This window comes from uncultured Roseovarius sp., assembly GCF_947259555.1.
Classification (GTDB): domain Bacteria; phylum Pseudomonadota; class Alphaproteobacteria; order Rhodobacterales; family Rhodobacteraceae; genus Roseovarius.
On the sequence record NZ_CAMYMD010000059.1, the window covers coordinates 49,113 to 66,624 of the forward strand.

General features: G+C 62.8%; 16 protein-coding genes. 11 read left to right on the forward strand and 5 right to left on the reverse strand.

The window, feature by feature from the left end:
• The first annotated feature begins 7 nt into the window (after nt 1-7).
• From Q0X85_RS09420 to Q0X85_RS09440, 5 genes are all read left to right on the forward strand, one after another.
• The gene (locus Q0X85_RS09420; RefSeq protein WP_297771614.1) at nt 8-448 is read left to right on the forward strand and encodes a TrgA family protein; all 441 of its coding nucleotides are present in this window, start codon (nt 8-10) and stop codon (nt 446-448) included.
• A 209-nt stretch (nt 449-657) separates the two neighbouring features.
• The gene (locus tag Q0X85_RS09425; RefSeq protein ID WP_297771615.1) at nt 658-1,548 is read left to right on the forward strand and encodes an NUDIX domain-containing protein; all 891 of its coding nucleotides are present in this window, start codon (nt 658-660) and stop codon (nt 1,546-1,548) included.
• A 57-nt stretch (nt 1,549-1,605) separates the two neighbouring features.
• Complete coding sequence (locus Q0X85_RS09430) at nt 1,606-2,637, forward strand: cysteine synthase A (RefSeq protein ID WP_297771616.1); 1,032 nt, start codon at nt 1,606-1,608, stop codon at nt 2,635-2,637.
• Nucleotides 2,634-5,087, forward strand: coding sequence for a DUF3772 domain-containing protein (locus Q0X85_RS09435; protein ID WP_297771617.1), 2,454 nt, complete (start codon nt 2,634-2,636; stop codon nt 5,085-5,087). Before Q0X85_RS09430 ends, Q0X85_RS09435 begins: the two co-directional genes overlap by 4 nt.
• Nucleotides 5,084-5,803, forward strand: coding sequence for an alanyl-tRNA editing protein (locus Q0X85_RS09440; RefSeq protein ID WP_297771618.1), 720 nt, complete (start codon nt 5,084-5,086; stop codon nt 5,801-5,803). Before Q0X85_RS09435 ends, Q0X85_RS09440 begins: the two co-directional genes overlap by 4 nt.
• 16 nt (nt 5,804-5,819) lie before the next feature.
• Here Q0X85_RS09440 and mnmA read toward each other — a convergent pair whose 3' ends face one another.
• The gene (gene mnmA, locus Q0X85_RS09445) at nt 5,820-6,965 is read right to left on the reverse strand and encodes a tRNA 2-thiouridine(34) synthase MnmA (protein WP_297771619.1); all 1,146 of its coding nucleotides are present in this window, start codon (nt 6,963-6,965) and stop codon (nt 5,820-5,822) included.
• A 121-nt stretch (nt 6,966-7,086) separates the two neighbouring features.
• Here mnmA and Q0X85_RS09450 point away from each other — a divergent pair, with 121 nt between their 5' ends.
• The 5 genes from Q0X85_RS09450 to Q0X85_RS09470 all read left to right on the forward strand — a co-directional run bounded on the left by Q0X85_RS09450 (nt 7,087) and on the right by Q0X85_RS09470 (nt 12,749).
• Complete coding sequence (locus tag Q0X85_RS09450) at nt 7,087-7,365, forward strand: DUF1153 domain-containing protein (protein WP_297771620.1); 279 nt, start codon at nt 7,087-7,089, stop codon at nt 7,363-7,365.
• A 93-nt stretch (nt 7,366-7,458) separates the two neighbouring features.
• Nucleotides 7,459-8,175, forward strand: a complete 717-nt coding sequence (gene ctrA / locus Q0X85_RS09455) for a response regulator transcription factor CtrA (protein ID WP_297771621.1) — start codon at nt 7,459-7,461, stop codon at nt 8,173-8,175.
• A 122-nt stretch (nt 8,176-8,297) separates the two neighbouring features.
• Nucleotides 8,298-10,433 carry an NAD-dependent DNA ligase LigA gene (gene ligA / locus Q0X85_RS09460; RefSeq protein WP_297771622.1) on the forward strand — a complete coding sequence of 712 codons (2,136 nt, stop codon included), beginning with the start codon at nt 8,298-8,300 and terminating at the stop codon, nt 10,431-10,433.
• Nucleotides 10,430-12,520 carry an ATP-dependent DNA helicase RecG gene (gene recG, locus Q0X85_RS09465; RefSeq protein ID WP_297771623.1) on the forward strand — a complete coding sequence of 697 codons (2,091 nt, stop codon included), beginning with the start codon at nt 10,430-10,432 and terminating at the stop codon, nt 12,518-12,520. Before ligA ends, recG begins: the two co-directional genes overlap by 4 nt.
• A gap of 106 nt (nt 12,521-12,626) precedes the next feature.
• Complete coding sequence (locus Q0X85_RS09470; RefSeq protein ID WP_297771624.1) at nt 12,627-12,749, forward strand: hypothetical protein; 123 nt, start codon at nt 12,627-12,629, stop codon at nt 12,747-12,749.
• A 300-nt stretch (nt 12,750-13,049) separates the two neighbouring features.
• On the opposite strand, the gene Q0X85_RS09475 is transcribed toward Q0X85_RS09470, so the two are convergent.
• Nucleotides 13,050-14,276, reverse strand: a complete 1,227-nt coding sequence (locus Q0X85_RS09475) for a methyl-accepting chemotaxis protein (protein WP_297771625.1) — start codon at nt 14,274-14,276, stop codon at nt 13,050-13,052.
• Between the two features lie 106 nt (nt 14,277-14,382).
• Complete coding sequence (locus Q0X85_RS09480) at nt 14,383-14,838, reverse strand: iron-sulfur cluster assembly scaffold protein (protein ID WP_297771626.1); 456 nt, start codon at nt 14,836-14,838, stop codon at nt 14,383-14,385.
• 67 nt (nt 14,839-14,905) lie between these two features.
• Here Q0X85_RS09480 and hisI point away from each other — a divergent pair, with 67 nt between their 5' ends.
• Nucleotides 14,906-15,274 (forward strand): phosphoribosyl-AMP cyclohydrolase, encoded by a 369-nt coding sequence (gene hisI, locus Q0X85_RS09485; RefSeq protein WP_297771627.1) that lies wholly within the window; start codon nt 14,906-14,908, stop codon nt 15,272-15,274.
• A gap of 23 nt (nt 15,275-15,297) precedes the next feature.
• Here hisI and gluQRS read toward each other — a convergent pair whose 3' ends face one another.
• Together gluQRS and trmFO are read right to left on the reverse strand one after the other, a co-directional pair.
• Complete coding sequence (gene gluQRS / locus Q0X85_RS09490) at nt 15,298-16,131, reverse strand: tRNA glutamyl-Q(34) synthetase GluQRS (protein ID WP_297771628.1); 834 nt, start codon at nt 16,129-16,131, stop codon at nt 15,298-15,300.
• A gap of 12 nt (nt 16,132-16,143) precedes the next feature.
• Nucleotides 16,144-17,505 (reverse strand): methylenetetrahydrofolate--tRNA-(uracil(54)-C(5))-methyltransferase (FADH(2)-oxidizing) TrmFO, encoded by a 1,362-nt coding sequence (trmFO, locus tag Q0X85_RS09495; RefSeq protein WP_297771630.1) that lies wholly within the window; start codon nt 17,503-17,505, stop codon nt 16,144-16,146.
• Nucleotides 17,506-17,512 lie beyond the last annotated feature (7 nt).

Consider the following 17,512-nt stretch of genomic DNA (forward strand, 5'->3'; position numbering starts at 1 on the left):
AGATCACATGCCAACTGCCGGGAGGCTTGTCGCGGCGGTTGGTCTTGGTGTCGTGGGGTGGTTCGGCTCGGAATTGTTTCGCCCTCTCATGCCCGATGACACTAATTTTGGCTGGTTCAACGTGGTCAATGTCGTGCTCGGTATGATTTGCGGCTGGCGTGTCACAGGCAAGCGCCTGGGCTTTGGCTATGCCGAAGGTTTCAGCGCAGGTCTGACCGGGATCGGCGCACTGGTATTCTGGGCCCTCTTCGTGCAGAGCCTGAACGAAATGCTGAAGCGTGCGCTGGATAACCGGTATGATGGTGTGATCGAAGGCTTGACCTCGATGTTTGAGCTGATCGTCGATTTCGGCACGGTGATGATAAATGGCCCACTGATCGGGTTTCTCGTAACCGGTGGCATCGTGGTGGGGCTCGTCTCGGAATGGGTGTCTCATCGGTGGCCGTGACGTGCCCGCTTTTTGTTTACGGGCCCTTGGCTTGGTCGCCATTGCTCGATCGCGTGGCTGGCGACACGGGCAGGCCTCCGGCGCGGGTGCACAACGCCTTTGTTTCAGAACGTGCGGACGCCTTGCCATTTGCCGGGCTCTCGCAAGGCGAGGGCATAGCCGAGGGTGTCCTGATTAGTGATATGCAGGCAATTGAACGTGTTAGTTTCTTGGCGGACAGTCTGGGGCTCGGGCCTGCCGCTCCGATCGTCGTGAATACCAAGGGTGCACAGATCGACGCGCAGTATTTCCCGGGCCAGCCCGGATCACGAATTTGGCGCGGCGATGACTGGGCCGAGCGTTTTGGTCCCGTGCTTTTAGAGGCCGCAGAGGAGATCATGGCCATGATTGGCCTTGCGCGCGCGGATGATCTGGCTGCGCGGAACTCTATGATCCTGTCGCGGGCGGGGGCTCGGGTCGCGGCACAGGTCCATGCCCCGACCGATCTGCGCAGCGCGACGTCGTCTGAGTCAGTGGAGGACATTTCTTGCGAGATCACCCATGCCGGTTTTTTTCTCTCGCGTGCCTATACGATACGCCATCCACGCTTTGACGGGACGTACAGCGCGGTCTTGCGGCGTGAGGTTTTCGTCGCGACCGATGCCGCCCTTGTCCTGCCCTATGACCCGAAGAGGGATCGCGTGCTTTTGGTTGAGCAGTTTCGCATGGGTCCCTACGGGCGCGGTGATCCACGGCCTTGGATGCTCGAACCGGTGGCGGGCCGTATCGACGGCGGAGAATCTCCGGAAGACGCCGCGCGCCGTGAATGCCTGGAAGAGGCGGGCCTGACTTTGACAGGGTTGGAAAAGATCTCGGCGCACTACTGCACGCCCGGGTATTCGACCGAGCTGTTCCACATCTTTGTGGGTTTGTGTGATTTGCCCGATATGCAAATGGGGCAGGGCGGGCTGGCCACGGAGCACGAAGATATACGCAGCCATGTCGTTGATTTTGCCCGCGCGATGGCCTTGGTTGGAAGTGGAGAGGCCAATAACGGTCCGTTGGTTCTGAGTCTTTTGTGGCTTGAGCGTGAACGCGCACGACTGCGCGCATCGGCTTGAGTTCCATGGGCTGAACGCCTAAACCGAGCGGACATTCTGAGCACAGGAGCACGAGAGATGCGCATCGCAAATGATTTGGCCGCAGCGGTCGGCAACACGCCCCTCCTTCGGTTGCGCCGTGCGAGTGAGGAAACCGGCTGCGAAATCCTCGGAAAATGCGAGTTTCTCAATCCCGGGCAATCGGTCAAGGATCGTGCTGCCCTGTACATCATTCGTGATGCGGTGGCCCGCGGCGAGTTGGAACCGGGCGGGACCATCGTCGAGGGGACAGCGGGCAATACCGGCATCGGCCTTGCGCTGGTAGGGGCATCTCTCGGTTTCAAGACCGTGATCGTGATTCCCGAGACGCAGAGCCAGGAAAAGAAGGATATGCTGCGCCTCGCCGGGGCGGATCTTGTGCAAGTGCCTGCTGCGCCCTATTCAAATCCCAACAACTTTGTGCGGTATTCAGAGCGTTTGGCGAAAGAACTTGCCAAATCCGAACCTCACGGGGCGATTTGGGCCAATCAGTTCGACAATGTTGCGAACCGGCAGGCGCATGTCGAGACCACGGGCCCGGAGATATGGGAGCAGACCGGCGGCAGGGTCGATGGCTTTGTCTGCGCCGTGGGATCGGGTGGTACGCTGGCAGGCGTCGGCATGGCGCTTCAGCCAAAGGGCGTGAAGGTCGGCATCGCTGATCCCATGGGGGCCAAGCTATATTCCTGGTATACGACCGGCGAGTTGGAGAGCGAGGGATCGTCTATCGCCGAGGGCATCGGTCAGGCTCGCATCACCGAGAATCTCGACGGTTTCACCCCCGATTTCGCCTGTCAGGTCCCGGACGCCGAGGCGCTGCCCATCGTCTTTGATCTGTTGGAGTACGAAGGCCTCTGCATGGGGGCCTCGACCGGGATCAATGTCGCGGGGGCGATGCGGATGGCGCGAGAGATGGGGCCGGGACATACCCTCGTCACCATCCTTTGCGACTACGGCACGCGCTACCAGTCCAAGCTGTTCAATCCGGATTTCCTGCGCGAAAAGGGTCTGCCGACCCCCCGCTGGCTTGATCAGGCACCCCGTTCGATACCGGGAGTGTTCGAGGAGTGAGACACCTGCTTCGCGTTCTATGCCTCATTCTGGCCGTGACGATTGGCGGCGGCGGGATGGTGCCCTTTGCGCCGATGGCGCAGGCGCAGCAATCGTTGAACGAGGTGGATTACGAGGCTTGGGAATCTCTTGCGACGCGGGTGGAGGACGCGCTGGAAAGCGGCGAAGTCGATACGCAGATCCTCGAGGATCTGCGCCGTCTCGTCGCTGACTTCCGACAGAAGTTCTTGGACGCGCAAGGCACCAATTCCACAACGATCAAAACCGTTCGTGACCAGCTTGATGCCCTTGGTGCGGTGCCCGAAGACGGCAACGAACCAGAGGAGGTTGCCGCACAACGCGAGGAACTCAACCGAAGGCTGACACGCCTTGAGGCGCCGGTGCGCACAGCCGAGTTGGCCAAGAGTCGCGCCGACGGGCTCATCCAGGGCATCGATCAGGTCATTCGTGATCGTCAAACCGCCGAGTTGCTGCGTCTTGGGCCGATGCCGGTCAACCCTCTTCATTGGCCTGAGGCCCTGCGCGCGACCTATGGTCTGGCCGAGTCCGTTCGCTCCGAGGTGGCGCTCGAATGGAGGAGCCCGGTTGGGCGCGCGGTGCTCAACGACAGTCTGCCGGCGGTTGTGGCGTGGCTGCTTCTGGGGCTCATCCTGCTGCTGCGCGGACGTCGCTGGTCGACCCGCCTGATGCGGCAACTGAGCCAGGACGAGCCGAGCGCCGGGCGCTGGATCACCACGTTTCTGATTTCGCTGGGCGAGTGGTTCTTGCCCTATGCCGGGGTCTATGCCCTGGTGCGTTCAATTCAGGCCACTGGACTGACCGGATCACATACGGATCTGTTGCTCTCCAATTTTCTGCCTGCCGCCTTCATTTTTCTTCTGGCACGCTGGCTCGCGCAGCGTATCTTTCCGCGTCACGAACCGCGTGGCCCGGTGCTCAATCTCGACGACCGCTGTCGCTACTCAGGTCGTCTTTACGGGGCGTTGATGGGGTGGGTTGTCGCTGCGTTTTATTTCATCCAGTCGGTCGCCGAGGGCGCAGGCTGGAGCGAGGCGGCCACCAACGTCGTGGTTTTCCCGGTTCTGGCGCTCACTGGGCTTTTGCTCTGGCGTCTGGCCAATCTGCTGAACCTGCACAGCCGTGCGAGCGAGAGCGCTCCTGACTCGGAAACCGGTTTTCGTGATCGCATCGCTCGGTTGTTGTCACGGTTGCTGACGGCGCTTGCACTTCTGGCTCCGGTTCTGGCGGCGATTGGTTATGTCAAGGCAGCGCAGGCGATGATGCTGCCGGCGGCGCTTTCGCTCATGCTGCTGGCCGCGCTCTTGGTCTTGCAACGTCTGCTGACAGAGCTATACGTGATGGTCACGGGCAATCGGGACGGTGCGCAGGAATCTCTTCTGCCTGTGCTCGCAGGCTTTGTGCTGGTATTGCTGTCACTGCCGGTTTTTGCACTCATCTGGGGCGCGCGTCCGGCACAACTGCTGGAATTCTGGACGCGCTTCACAGAGGGTGTCAGTCTCGGTGGCACGCAAATATCGCCCGCGATCTTTCTGACATTCGCATTGGTCTTCACCCTTGGCTATTTGGCAACGCGGCTCCTTCAGGGGGCGCTTAGAAATACGATCCTGCCCAAGACCAGGCTAGATACCGGCGGGCGCAACGCGATCGTCTCGGGTACGGGCTATGTGGGCATATTCCTTGCAGCTCTTATTGCGATTACCAGCGCGGGCATCGACCTCAGCTCGCTTGCCATCGTCGCTGGTGCGCTCTCGGTCGGGATCGGTTTCGGGCTTCAGAACATCGTGTCAAACTTCGTCTCGGGCATTATCCTGCTGATTGAGCGGCCGATTTCCGAAGGTGACTGGATCGAGGTTGGCGGCCAGCATGGCTATGTAAAATCGATCTCAGTACGCTCTACCCGGATCGAGACCTTTGATCGGACTGACGTGATCGTGCCCAATGCCGATTTCGTCAGCGGCACGGTCACCAACTATACGCGCGGCAACACGGTGGGGCGGGTGATCGTACCGGTGGGCGTGGCCTATGGCTCTGATACCCGCAAGGTCGAGACGATCTTGCGCGAGGTCGCCGAGGCGCATCCGATGGTGTTGATGAACCCGCCGCCCAATATTGTCTTTCGGGGCTTCGGGGCCAACTCGCTCGATTTCGAAATCCGCGCCATTCTGCGCGATGTGAACTGGGTGATGAACGTGCATTCCGACATGAATCACGAGATTGCGCGGCTGTTTATCGAGGGCGGTATCGAGATTCCCTTTCCGCAGCAGGATGTCTGGTTTCGGAATGCGATTCCGGAGGCTGCGGGCGGTCAACCCGACGGCCGTGAAGGTGCACCTGATCCGTCCCCCGCAACGCCAAGCCGTGAGCCTATGGCAAAGTCCGAGGCCGATTTCGATGGTGATGTTGCAGGCGGAGAGGGCGACGGACGATGAGCGAGCCGCTCTTTCGCACCGCCCCCTATCTCGCCGAGGCCGAGGCGCGCGTGATGGCGCACACGCCCGAGGGCGGTGTGGTTCTCGATCAGACGGTGTTTTATCCGATCGGAGGCGGTCAGCCGGGTGATAGTGGACGTCTCAGGTGGGGAGATCAGAGCCTGAGCATTGCGACGGCGGTCAAGGGGGAGGGTGAGGACATAGCCCTCGTTCCCTCAGAGCCCGCCCCGCTGCCCCCGTTGGGTGCGGTGCTGCGTCAGCAGATCGACTGGCCGCGGCGCCATCGGCTCATGCGCATGCATACCGCGCTGCACCTACTGTCGGTGGTCATTCCGTTGCCGGTCTCCGGCGGTGGCATCGGTGAGGAGCGCAGCCGACTCGACTTTGACATGCCGGAGGCCCCGACAGACCGCGAGACGCTTCAGGAGCATCTCAACATGCTGGTGGATCGGGATCTGCTTGTGAGCGAAGAATGGATCACCGAAGGCGCGCTGCGCGCCAATCCGGGGCTGGTCAAGACCATGTCAGTGACGCCGCCCGTCGGTATCGGGCCAGTTCGGCTGGTCCGGATTGGTGGCGGCTCGGATCAGGTCGATTTGCAGCCCTGCGGCGGAACACATGTGGCGCGCACCGGCGAAATAGGACGCCTTCGACTTGGCAAGATCGAGAAGAAGGGCCGCCAGAACCGCCGCGTTTACGTGCATCTGGATGCGTGATGTTTTTTGCCAGGTTTCAGGCGCCGCGCCAGATCCAGCCGCCGCCCAGCACGCGGCTGCCCTGCGACTCGTAGAACACACAGGCCTGTCCTGGAGACACGCCCTCTTCGGGGGTTAGCAATTCGACTTCGGCCTCGGTCTCTGAGATCGGGCGCAGCACGGCCTCGCGCGGTGGGCGGGTGGATCGGACCTTTACCAAAACAGACCATTCGCTGCGCGAGGTCAGAGCTGCGTCGCCCAGCCAATTGATTTCGCGCAGTGGCACGGTCCGGGTCGATAGCATCTCTTTCGGACCGACAATGACGCGTTTGGTATCCACGTCGAGGCGAACCACATAAAGCGGCTCATCCAATCCGCCGATGCCAAGGCCACGCCGCTGACCGATGGTGTAGTGGATCACGCCCTCATGCGTCCCCAGAATACGTCCGTCGGCATGCACGATCTCGCCCGGCTCAGCGGCGCCGGGACGCAGTTTCTCGATAACGCCCGCATAGTTGCCATCCGGCACGAAACAGATGTCTTGACTGTCCGGCTTGTCGGCCACTTGCAGGCCATATTTAGCGGCAAGCTCACGTGTCGCCTGTTTTGACGGCAGATGCCCCAAGGGAAAGCGCAGGTAATCCAGCTGCTCCGCCGTGGTCGAGAACAGGAAATAGGATTGATCGCGGGCCGAATCAGTCGCGCTGTGTAACTCAGGGCCGTTTTCTCCCATCTTGCGCTGGATATAGTGGCCTGTGGCCATGCAATCTGCGTCCAGATCCCGTGCGGTTTCCAGCAGGTCCTTGAACTTGACGCGCTCGTTGCAGCGAATACACGGCACCGGAGTGGCCCCTGCGAGATAGCTGTCGGCAAACTCGTCAATCACTGCATCGCGAAAGATGTTCTCGTAATCCAGAACGTAATGCGGAAACCCAAGGTCTTCCGCCACGCGGCGCGCATCATGAATGTCGACACCGGCGCAACAGGCCCCCTTTTTGGCGAGTGCTGCGCCATGATCGTAGAGTTGTAGCGTCACGCCCACCACGTCATAGCCCTGTGTGGCAAGATGCGCGGCAACGACCGAGCTGTCGACACCACCTGACATCGCCACCACGACTCGGGTATCCGCCGGCGACTTGGGAAAGCCTAGGGAATTCAAGGATGTGTCGCTGTCCAATGCCATGTCGGTCTCCGCTCGGGTCTGTCAGAATATAGGAAAATCCTAAGCACTCTCAAGCCCCGGTTTCACTGCTCATTAAGCCTGCAAAGCGCATTCTGGCTGCAGTGAAAGAAGGGTGAGTGCCATGTATCTGAAGAAAGTCGAAGGGCCAAGAGCCGTGACCCTGCCGGATGGAACGGTCTTGAGCCTGGCGGACCTGCCGCCACAGGACACTAAGCGTTGGGTGGCGTCACGCAAGCTCGCGGTGGTACGCGGGGTGGCCTATGGGCTGATCTCCCGTGGTGACGCACTCCGGGAATACAGTCTGAGCGAAGAAGAGTTTGATAGCTGGATCATGGCCGTGGCCGAGCATGGAGAAGGCGCTTTGAAGGCGACCACCTTGAAGGCGTATAGACAACCATGACGAGAGTTGTCAGGATGTTCTTTGAACGGTAACGCGTGATTAACCAATTTTGGCCAGTGTACGTGTGATGAAAATTAAATCTGGAGAACCCTTATGCGTGTATTGTTGGTCGAGGATGATCCGACAACCTCGAAGAGTATCGAGCTGATGCTCACCCATGCTAATCTCAATGTTTACACAACAGATCTGGGAGAGGAGAGCATCGATCTGGCCAAGCTTTATGACTACGATCTTATTTTGCTCGACCTGGGACTGCCTGACATGAATGGGCACGAGGTGCTGCGTCAGTTGCGCCTGGCGCGGATCGCGACGCCGATCCTCATCCTTACCGGCGCGGACGATACGGAGAACAAGATCCGGAGCTTTGGCTATGGCGCGGATGATTACCTGACCAAACCGTTTCACCGCGACGAGCTTGTGGCGCGCATCCACGCGATCATCCGCCGGTCCAAGGGGCATTCGCAATCCGTGATCCGCACCGGCAAGATCAACGTCAACCTCGATGCCAAGACCGTCGATGTGGCCGGGAAATCTGTCCACCTGACGGGCAAAGAATACCAGATGCTTGAGCTTTTGTCGCTGCGAAAGGGCACGACGCTGACCAAGGAGATGTTTCTCAACCATCTTTATGGCGGCATGGACGAGCCGGAACTGAAGATCATCGACGTGTTCATCTGCAAGCTGCGCAAGAAACTCACCGAGGCCACCGAGGGCGAGAATTACATCGAGACGGTTTGGGGGCGGGGCTATGTGCTGCGCGATCCCGAGACGGGCATGATGGATGGTGCACCCTTGGCCATCGGCGCCTGAACCGATGACGGCCTCGGCGTAGGTGATCTCTGGACCTCTGATCCCGGTAGCCCTATCACTCTGAGCAAGGTCAGGGCGCGCAAGATGTGCGGCACCCGGACGGTCAGGACGATGAGGGGCCGATGAGCGACAAGACTTGGGTCGATGATCTTGAGATCAAGGATCTGACCGAGGCGCAGGCGCGCGCCGAACTGGCGCGGCTGGCGCGGGTTCTGCGCGAGGCCAACACCGCCTATCACACCCATGACTCGCCCGAGATCAGCGATGCCGACTATGACGCGCTCAAGGCGCGCAATGCCGATATAGAGGCGCGGTTTCCGGCGCTCAAGCGCGCCGACAGCCCGTCGGATCAGGTGGGCGCGGCCCCGGCAGAGGGCTTTGCCAAGGTCCGGCACAGCATCCGCATGCTCAGCCTCGGCAATGCGTTCGAGGACGCGGACATCACCGAATTCGATGCGCGCATCCGGCGCTATCTGGGGTTGGCTGAGGAGGCGGCTCTTGCCTACACCTCCGAGCCCAAGATCGACGGGCTGAGCCTGAGCCTGCGCTATGAGGGCGGCCAACTGGTACAGGCCGCGACGCGCGGCGATGGTGAGGTGGGCGAGAACGTGACCGCCAATGCCCGCACCATCGCGGACATTCCTGAGCGGCTGGAGGGTGCGCCCGAGGTGCTTGAGGTGCGCGGCGAGGTCTATATGAGCCACGCAGACTTTGAATCGCTGAACACGCGGCAGGCCGAGCGCGGGGCCAAGACCTTTGCCAATCCACGCAATGCCGCCGCCGGGTCGCTGCGGCAGCTGGATTCCAGCATCACCGCCGCGCGCCCGCTGCGGTTTTTCGCCTATGGCTGGGGAGAGGTGTCGGCACCGCTCTCCGACACGCAGTTGGGCGCGATCGAGCGGCTGGCAGGTCTGGGGTTTTCCACCAATCCGCTGACCACGCTCTGCGACGGCCCCGCCGCGCTGCTCGCCCATTATGCCGAGATCGAGCAGGCGCGCGCCACGCTGGGCTATGACATCGACGGGGTGGTCTACAAGGTCGACGATCTGGCGCTGCAGGCGCGGCTCGGCTTCCGCTCGACCACGCCGCGTTGGGCGATTGCGCATAAATTCCCCGCCGAACTGGCCTGGACACGGCTGGAGGCAATCGACATTCAGGTCGGGCGCACCGGCGCGCTGTCGCCCGTGGCGCGCCTCACGCCGGTGACGGTGGGCGGCGTGGTGGTCAGCAACGCGACGCTGCACAATGAGGATTACATCGCCGGGCGCTCGGCCACGGGCGAGGTGATCCGGGGCGGCAAGGATATCCGCGTGGGCGACTGGGTGCAGGTCTACCGCGCGGGTGACGTGATCCCGAAAGTCGCCGATGTGGACCTGTCGAAACGGCCCGAGGGGGCGGAGCCTTATGTCTTTCCGACCTCCTGCCCGGACTGCGGAAGCGACGCGGTGCGAGAAGAAGGCGACGCCGTGCGCCGCTGCATGGGCGGGCTGGTCTGCCCCGCGCAGGCGGTGGAAAAGCTCAAGCATTTCGTTTCCCGCGCGGCCTTTGACATCGAGGGTCTGGGAGCGAAACAGGTCGAGCAGTTCTACCGCGATGGCTGGATCGCGGAACCCGCCGATATCTTCACCCTGCAAGAGCGCTATGGCCGTGGCCTGCAGCAGTTGAAGAACCGCGAGGGCTGGGGCGAGAAGAGTGCGACCAACCTCTTTGAGGCCATTGAAGAGAAAAGGAAAATTCCTTTCGGGCGGCTCTTGTTCGCGCTCGGTATCCGGCATGTGGGCGAACAGGCCAGCAACCTCATCGCGCGCAATTATGGCCGGTGGGAAGAGTTCACGGCAGCGATGGATGGCGCAGCGGGTTTTGACGGGCCCGAGTGGGAGCGCCTGCTGGGCATCGACGGCGTGGGTGAGGTGCTGGCGCGCAGCCTTGTCGGGGCCTTTGCCGAAGACAACGAGCGCGCGAGCATCGACCGGCTGGTCAAGCATCTCGAGGTCGAGGAGGCTGCCCGCCCCGACTCCTCGGGCAGCCCGGTGGCGGGCAAGACGGTGGTCTTTACCGGCAGCCTCGAGAAGATGACCCGCGCCGAGGCCAAGGCGCGGGCCGAGGCATTGGGCGCGAAGGTCTCGGGCAGCGTCAGCGCGCGCACCGATCTGCTGGTCGCGGGGCCGGGCGCCGGATCGAAGGCCAAGAAGGCCGCGGATCTGGGCATCGAGACGATGGACGAGGACGAGTGGCTCGCCCTCATCGGGGACGTATGAGCGGGCGGCCCGAGATTCTGTTTCCGCTCTTCGCAGGGCTCGACACGTTGGAGGGGGTAGGGCCGAAGACGGCGCAGAATCTGGCCGCGCTGGAGATCACCCGCCCGCGCGACCTGATCTTTACCCTGCCACATTCTGGCGTCGACCGGTCGCGCCGCGCGACCGTGCAGGGCGCCGAGATACCGGGCGTCGTGACGGTCGAGGTGACGGTGGGCCAGCACCGGGCCAACACGCGCAAGGGTGGTCCCTATCGTGTCGTGGTCGAGGATGCCGCCACCAGCTTTCAACTGGTGTTCTTCCACGCGCGCGGCGATTACCTGCAACGGCTGTTGCCCACCGGCGCGCGGCGCGTGGTCTCGGGCAAGGTGGAGCTGTTCGACGGGGTCGCGCAGATGGTGCATCCCGACCATGTGCTGGCAGTGGACGAGGCCGGTGAGATCCCGGCGTTTGAGCCGGTCTATCCGCTGACTGCCGGTGTCACGCAGCGGATGATGGCCAAGGCGGCGCAGGCGGCGCTGACCCGGGTGCCGGACCTCAAGGAATGGATCGACCCGGTGCAGAAGGCACAGGCGGGCTGGCCCGATTGGGCGGCGGCGGTGCGCGCCGCGCATGCGCCGGAGCGGGTGCAGGATCTGTCGCCATCGCACCCGGCGCGTGAGCGGTTGGCCTATGACGAGTTGATGGCGCATCAGCTCACATTGGCGCTGGCGCGGGCCAAGCTGCGCCGGGCCAAGGGGCGCGCGACGGTGGGCACGGGCGCGTTGCAGGCGCGCGTGCTCGACGCGTTGCCCTATACCCTCACCGGCGCACAGACCCGCGCAATTGCCGAAATCGCGGGCGATATGGCTTCGGAGATGCGGATGAACCGATTGCTTCAGGGCGATGTCGGCGCGGGCAAGACGCTGGTGGCGTTCAAGGCGCTGCTGATCGCGGTCGAGGCGGGCGGGCAGGGGGTGATGATGGCCCCCACCGAGATCCTCGCGCGGCAGCATTTGCAGGGTTTGCGGCCCTTGGCCGAGAGCGCGGGCGTGGTGCTTGAGATCCTGACAGGCCGCGACAAGGGGGCAGAGCGGCGCGCCAAGCTGGCGGCGCTGGAGCGGGGCGATATCCAGATTCTGGTCGGCACCCATGCGGTCTTTCAAAAGGACGTGGAGTTTGCCGACCTGCGGCTGGCCATCGTCGATGAGCAGCACCGCTTCGGCGTGCGGCAGCGACTGGAACTGGGCAAGAAGGGCGCGCAGGCGGATGTGCTGGTGATGACGGCGACGCCGATCCCGCGCAGCCTCGCTCTGGCGCAATATGGCGACATGGATGTAAGCGTGCTCGATGAAAAGCCGCCCGGGCGCAAGCCGATCAAGACCGCGCTGGTCAATATGGGGCGCATCGACGAGGTGGTCGATCACCTGCGCCACGCCATTGCCGAGGGGCGGCAAGCTTATTGGGTCTGCCCGTTGGTCGACGAGAGCGAGGTGGTGGATCTCAGCAGCGCCGAGGAGCGGTTTCGCCGCTTGCGCGCGGGGTTTGGCGAAGGGGTGGTCGGGCTGGTACATGGCCAGATGCCGCCCGAGGACAAGGACGCCGCCATGGCTGCCTTTCAGCGCGGCGAGACCAGTGTGCTGGTCTCGACCACGGTGATCGAGGTCGGGGTGGATGTGCCGAATGCCTCGATCATGGTGATCGAGCGGGCCGAGAGTTTTGGCCTTGCGCAGCTGCACCAGTTGCGGGGTCGCGTCGGGCGGGGCGAGGCGGCCTCGACCTGTCTGTTGATGTATCAGGCCCCGCTGAGTGAGGGCGGTGCGCGGCGGTTGGAGACGATGCGCGACACCGAGGACGGGTTTCGCATTGCCGAGGTCGATCTGGAGATGCGCGGCGCGGGCGATCTGATCGGCACGGCGCAATCGGGGCTGCCAAAGTTTCGTGTGGCGGACCTTGAGGCGCAGGCGGCGCTGATGGCGGTGGCCCAATCGGATGCGCGCAAGCTGTTGCATGACGATCCGGACCTGGAGGGCGCGCGCGGGCAGGCGGCGCGTGTTCTCTTGTGGCTGATGGAGCAGGATCAGGCGATCCGTTTGATTTCAGTCGGTTAGGCGGAATGTTCCAGATAGTTCACAAATGTTCTTATAAAGTTCTTTACAGCACGCCGAAAAAATGAGAACAAAAGAGCAACAGAACGGAGTTCAGGAGGAACCACCCATGTTGCACCAGATCAAGACCGCCGCGGTTCGCGCGCAGGATACGATTGTCGGCGATGCCATCGGGGCCGCCGCACTGATGGTGGCGCTCATCGCTGCGCTCTACCTGCCCGGGATGTTCTGACGGAGTTTTACCAGGTTTCTGCCTGGCGGGTCCGCCCTCTGGCCTTCGTGCGCCGCCCCACTGTCCCAAATCGGGGAAGCGTCACGCATTGCCTGTCCCAACCGGTTTTCGGGGTTTGCCTCATTTCCCCCGAATGTCGCCAGAGGATGAGGACCCGCCACACCTTGTCGCCGCCACCCCTACCGGGTGAGCGGCGATTTTTTTATCTGAGAGCGACGAGTGTGGCATGGCCTGTTGCCGGAGTGCGTGACATCGTCGCTTCTGCGGTCTCTGGGCGTGTTTCAAGGCGCAAGGCGCGTGTTACTCTGGGCTGTCCGCCGGGCGAATGCGCTGCACCAGCATGCTGCCGGTCTCGACGATGCCTTCCATGCGTTCCTCCAGCCGGATCATCTCGGCCATGGCGCGCTTGAGCTTTTCGCTTTCGTCGCCCAACTCTCCGAGATCGGCAAACACGCGCTCGCTGGTTTCGATCTGCGCCTCGGCATTGGTGACCACGGCGCGCAGGTCCTCGACGATGCTGCCGATATCCTCTTCGCGCGGGTCGGCGCGGCGGGTTTCAAGGTCGGCCACCGCGCGGCGGGCCGCATCGAACCAGGCCTGCGACAGGCGCGGCTCGGCCTTGGCGCTGAGCATGGCAGAGCGTTCCAGACGCCTTATGCGCCCGGTCAGGCTGTCGATCCGGTCGCGCAGGTCGCTCTGAATCTTGACGATATCGGCATTGACCGAAACGACGCGCGCCAGCACCTCGTCAAGCTCCTCCATCAACCGGCAGACCCGATCGAGAAACAGGTTGAGATCGCGCGCCAGCACGCCGAATTCATCCGCGGTGCGGATCTCGGCCCGGTGGGTGAGCCCGCCATAGGCGCGGGCGAGGTTGCTGACCACGGCGCGCAGGCCCAGAAGCGGCTCCAGCCGGGCGCGCAGGATGAGGAACAGCAGAAAGGAATGCAGCACGATCTTGCCGAGCGAGAGCAGGCCGGTCAGGCGCATGTCCTCGGCCCATTGGGTGAAATCGGTGGCGAGGTCGCGGCGCACTATGACCTCGCCCAGCACGTCGCCGACATCGGCTGCAGTATGACAGGCAAGGCAAAACGGCTCTGCGGTGATGGGCACATGACCGAGATTGTGGGTGGCGTCGGGCCAGTCGCCCTGCGGGATGCCCTCGGGTGCGAAGCCGAATCCCGCGTCGATGGATCGGATGGTGACGGGGGTGGGGGTAATGGCGATGCGATAGCCCAGATCGGACCAATTTCGCTTGAGGATCGGATAGACTGTACGTGCGGCCACCGGCCCGCCCTCGTTGCGCATGATCGACCGGACATTATCGGCGATATCCTCGGCGACCTGCTGCGTGCGTTCGGGACCGGAGACGCGGAAACTGTAATAGACCAACCCGGCCTTGAGGGTGAATTCCAACACCGTGACCGCGATCAGGATCACGAAGAAATCGCGGATCATGTGGATGAGAAAGGACTGATCGAAGCGTCCGATCAGGGGGCTATTCTGGTCGAGTTTCTTGCGTGCCACGAGCGCTGTCCCTGCGGTTCATGCACGAAAGGTAGGGCGTTCTGTCGCGATGGATAGGGGGCGGGGTCTCACGATGCGTCGCGTTGCCGCGACGGGGCTGTCACTGTCAGGCGCAGGAGGTCTGTGCCTGCACCTCTTCAAGCGCCTCGACCAACGCCTCGAGCGTCAGCAGGATCGAGGCGTGACGGTTCTTGTAGTCGCGCGCCGGGCGCAGCACCTCGAGCCCGTCGAAGGGCGCGGGCGGCGTCGGGCCGTCGGATTTGAGCATGTCCTTGAGCGCGTCGCGCGCCGTGCGGACCTCTGCCAGATCGCAGCCGATGATATTGGCGCCCACCACGCTGGCCGCTGCCTGACCGAGCGCGCAGGCTTTGACCTCGGCGGCATAGTCGGAAATCCGGCCCCCGTCGCAGGTGATATCGACGTTCACGGTCGAGCCGCAGAGCGGCGCGCGGCGCTTGACGCTGGCCTGAGGCGCGTCGAGCCGCCCATGATGCGGAATGTCGGCGGCGAGTTCGAGGATGCGCGCAGAATAGAGCTTGATCAGGTCGGTCTCGCCGGACATGGCTTTCCCTTTCGTGTCGTTCCCCCTAAATAGGCCCGCATGCGCCAGATGCAAAAGGAAATCCGTCATGGAATTCGATCCGAACCGACTAAAGTATGATGCCAACGGGTTGATCCCGGCGATCGCGCAGGAGGCGGAGAGTGGCGAGGTGCTGATGATGGCCTGGATGAACGCCGAGGCCGTTGCGCGCACGCTTGAGACCTGTCGCGTGACCTATTGGAGCCGTTCGCGGAAGGCGTTCTGGGTCAAGGGCGAAACCTCGGGCCATGTGCAGGACCTGGTCGAGATGCGCATCGATTGCGACAGCGATTGCCTGCTGCTTCTGATACGCCAGACCGGGCCGGCCTGTCACACCAACCGGCGCTCGTGTTTCTACACGGCGTTGCGCGGGGGAGAAGAGATCGAGATCATGGCGCCGATGGCGGCGTCGGATTGAGTATTTCTGGAACGATGAAACGGCTATAGCCCGATCAGCTTGCGGATGTCTCGCGGGCTGACCCCGTCGGCGCGGTAGGTGGCGATGGCGCGGGCGTCGTCACGTTTGGCGAGGCGCTTGCCGTGGCCGTCACGGATCAGGCGGTGATGGTGATATTCCGGCGTCGGCAGGCCTAGAAGGCGTTGCAGCAGGACGTGGATCTGCGTGGCATCCTCTAGATCCTGCCCCCGGATCACATGGGTGATGCCCTGATCGGCGTCGTCGAGCACCACCGACAGATGATAGGAGGCTCCCATGTCGCGGCGGGCAAGAACCACATCGCCGACCGTGGCAGGCAGGTGTTGTGGCCTGACGGATTCTCCCTTTTCCTGGTATTCCAGAGGCTTGTCGAGCATTTTGCAAGCGCGCGCCATGTCGAGGCGCAGGGCGGTGTCCTGGGGCATCGGGCCCTTGGGCAGCGTCGCGGGGCGGCAAGTGCCGGGGTAGATCACCCCGTCGGGACCATGCAGTGGCGCGCCCTCCTGCGGGGCGGAGGCGGCGGCGCGAATATCGCTGCGGCTGCATGAACATGGGTAGAGAAGGCCCTGATCCCAAAGGAATTTCAGGGCGGCTTGGTACCGAGGCAGGCGGGTGGATTGATGCAGGACAGGCACAGGCCAGGACAGACCGAGCCAAGTCAGATCGTCATAAATCTGTGTCTCCCATTCGGTTCGGCTGCGGCTCTGGTCAAGATCGTCGATGCGCAGAAGGAACGTGCCGTTCGCGGCCCGCGCCATGTCATGCGCCAGCATCGCCGAGAAGGCATGCCCCAGATGCAGCGGGCCGGTCGGCGAAGGGGCAAAGCGCGTTATAAACATGGATACGATGAGTTACGAGGCGCAGCTCATGTCTTGAGTGGCAAGCCAGCCGGACCATGCCGCCTTGGCGCGGTCGGTATAGGCCTTGTAACGATGCACGCGCCCGCGCCGTCCGCCCTTGAGCCCCTCGACCGGGCGAAAGAGGCCGAAATTGACGTTCATCGGCTGAAAGGTCTTCGCCTCGGCCCCACCGGTGATGTGATGGATGAGCGCGCCCATGGCGCTGTCTTGGGGAACAGGTGGCAGGGTGTCTCCCATGATTTCGGCGGCGGCGAGACGGCCTGCGAGCAGACCCATGGCCGCCGATTCGACATAGCCTTCGACACCCGTAATCTGCCCGGCGAAGCGGATATGCGGGCGCGAGCGCAGGCGCATCTGATCGTCGAGCAATGTGGGCGAGTTGAGGAACGTGTTGCGGTGGATGCCGCCGAGGCGCGCGAACTGTGCGTTCTCCAATCCGGGAATCGTCCGAAAAACAGCAGCTTGCGCGCCGTATTTCATCTTGGTCTGAAAGCCGACCATATTGTAGAGGGTGCCAAGCGCGTTGTCACGGCGCAGTTGAACGACCGCATGCGCCTTGACGTCGGGCTGATGCGGGTTGGTGAGGCCGACCGGCTTCATCGGGCCGTGGCGCAGGGTCTCGCGGCCGCGTTCGGCCATCACTTCGATGGGCAGGCAGCCGTCGAAATAATTGGCGGTTTCGCCCTCGTGGAACTCGGTCTTGTCAGCGGCAAGCAGCGCGTCGATGAAGGCCTCGTATTGGTCGCGATCCATCGGGCAATTGAGATAGGCGGTGCGTTCTGCCTCGGTCTCGCCCTTGTCGTAGCGCGATTGCATCCAGGCCTTGGACATGTCGATGCTGTCGTAATAGACGATGGGGGCGATGGCGTCGAAAAAGGCAAGCGCGTCGCGGCCGGTTTCCTGCGCGATGGTCTGGCCCAGCCCCTCGGAGGTCAGCGGCCCGGTCGCGACGATCCAGTGGCCATCCACGGGAAGCTCTTTGATTTCATCATGTTGCACGGTGATCTTCGGGTGATCCATGAGGTGCTGCGTGACCGATTGCGCGAACGGGTCACGGTCCACGGCAAGCGCGCCGCCGGCGGGCAGGCGGTGACGGTCGGCCATCGCCATGATCAGGCCGTTTGCTGCGCGCATTTCCCAATGCAGCAGGCCCACGGCGTTTTGTTCGTCGTCATCCGAACGGAAAGAGTTGGAACAGACCATTTCGCCGAGATCGCCGGTGCGATGCGCAAATGTTTTCACCTTGGGGCGCATTTCGTGGATGACCACGTCAATCCCGAGATTGGCGGCCTGCCACGCGGCCTCGGACCCGGCCATGCCGCCGCCGATGATATGTAATGTCTGCTGTGTCATGGGCTGC

Coding starts and splice junctions, on each gene's coding strand:
- Q0X85_RS09420 (WP_297771614.1), top strand. CDS start 8: ATGCCAACTGCCGGGAGGCTTGTCGCGGCGGTTGGTCTTGGTGTCGTG.
- Q0X85_RS09430 (WP_297771616.1), top strand. CDS start 1,606: ATGCGCATCGCAAATGATTTGGCCGCAGCGGTCGGCAACACGCCCCTC.
- Q0X85_RS09440 (WP_297771618.1), top strand. CDS start 5,084: ATGAGCGAGCCGCTCTTTCGCACCGCCCCCTATCTCGCCGAGGCCGAG.
- mnmA (WP_297771619.1), bottom strand. CDS start 6,965: ATGGCATTGGACAGCGACACATCCTTGAATTCCCTAGGCTTTCCCAAG.
- Q0X85_RS09450 (WP_297771620.1), top strand. CDS start 7,087: ATGTATCTGAAGAAAGTCGAAGGGCCAAGAGCCGTGACCCTGCCGGAT.
- ctrA (WP_297771621.1), top strand. CDS start 7,459: ATGCGTGTATTGTTGGTCGAGGATGATCCGACAACCTCGAAGAGTATC.
- ligA (WP_297771622.1), top strand. CDS start 8,298: ATGAGCGACAAGACTTGGGTCGATGATCTTGAGATCAAGGATCTGACC.
- recG (WP_297771623.1), top strand. CDS start 10,430: ATGAGCGGGCGGCCCGAGATTCTGTTTCCGCTCTTCGCAGGGCTCGAC.
- Q0X85_RS09470 (WP_297771624.1), top strand. CDS start 12,627: ATGTTGCACCAGATCAAGACCGCCGCGGTTCGCGCGCAGGATACGATT.
- Q0X85_RS09480 (WP_297771626.1), bottom strand. CDS start 14,838: ATGTCCGGCGAGACCGACCTGATCAAGCTCTATTCTGCGCGCATCCTC.
- hisI (WP_297771627.1), top strand. CDS start 14,906: ATGGAATTCGATCCGAACCGACTAAAGTATGATGCCAACGGGTTGATC.
- gluQRS (WP_297771628.1), bottom strand. CDS start 16,131: ATGTTTATAACGCGCTTTGCCCCTTCGCCGACCGGCCCGCTGCATCTG.
- trmFO (WP_297771630.1), bottom strand. CDS start 17,505: ATGACACAGCAGACATTACATATCATCGGCGGCGGCATGGCCGGGTCC.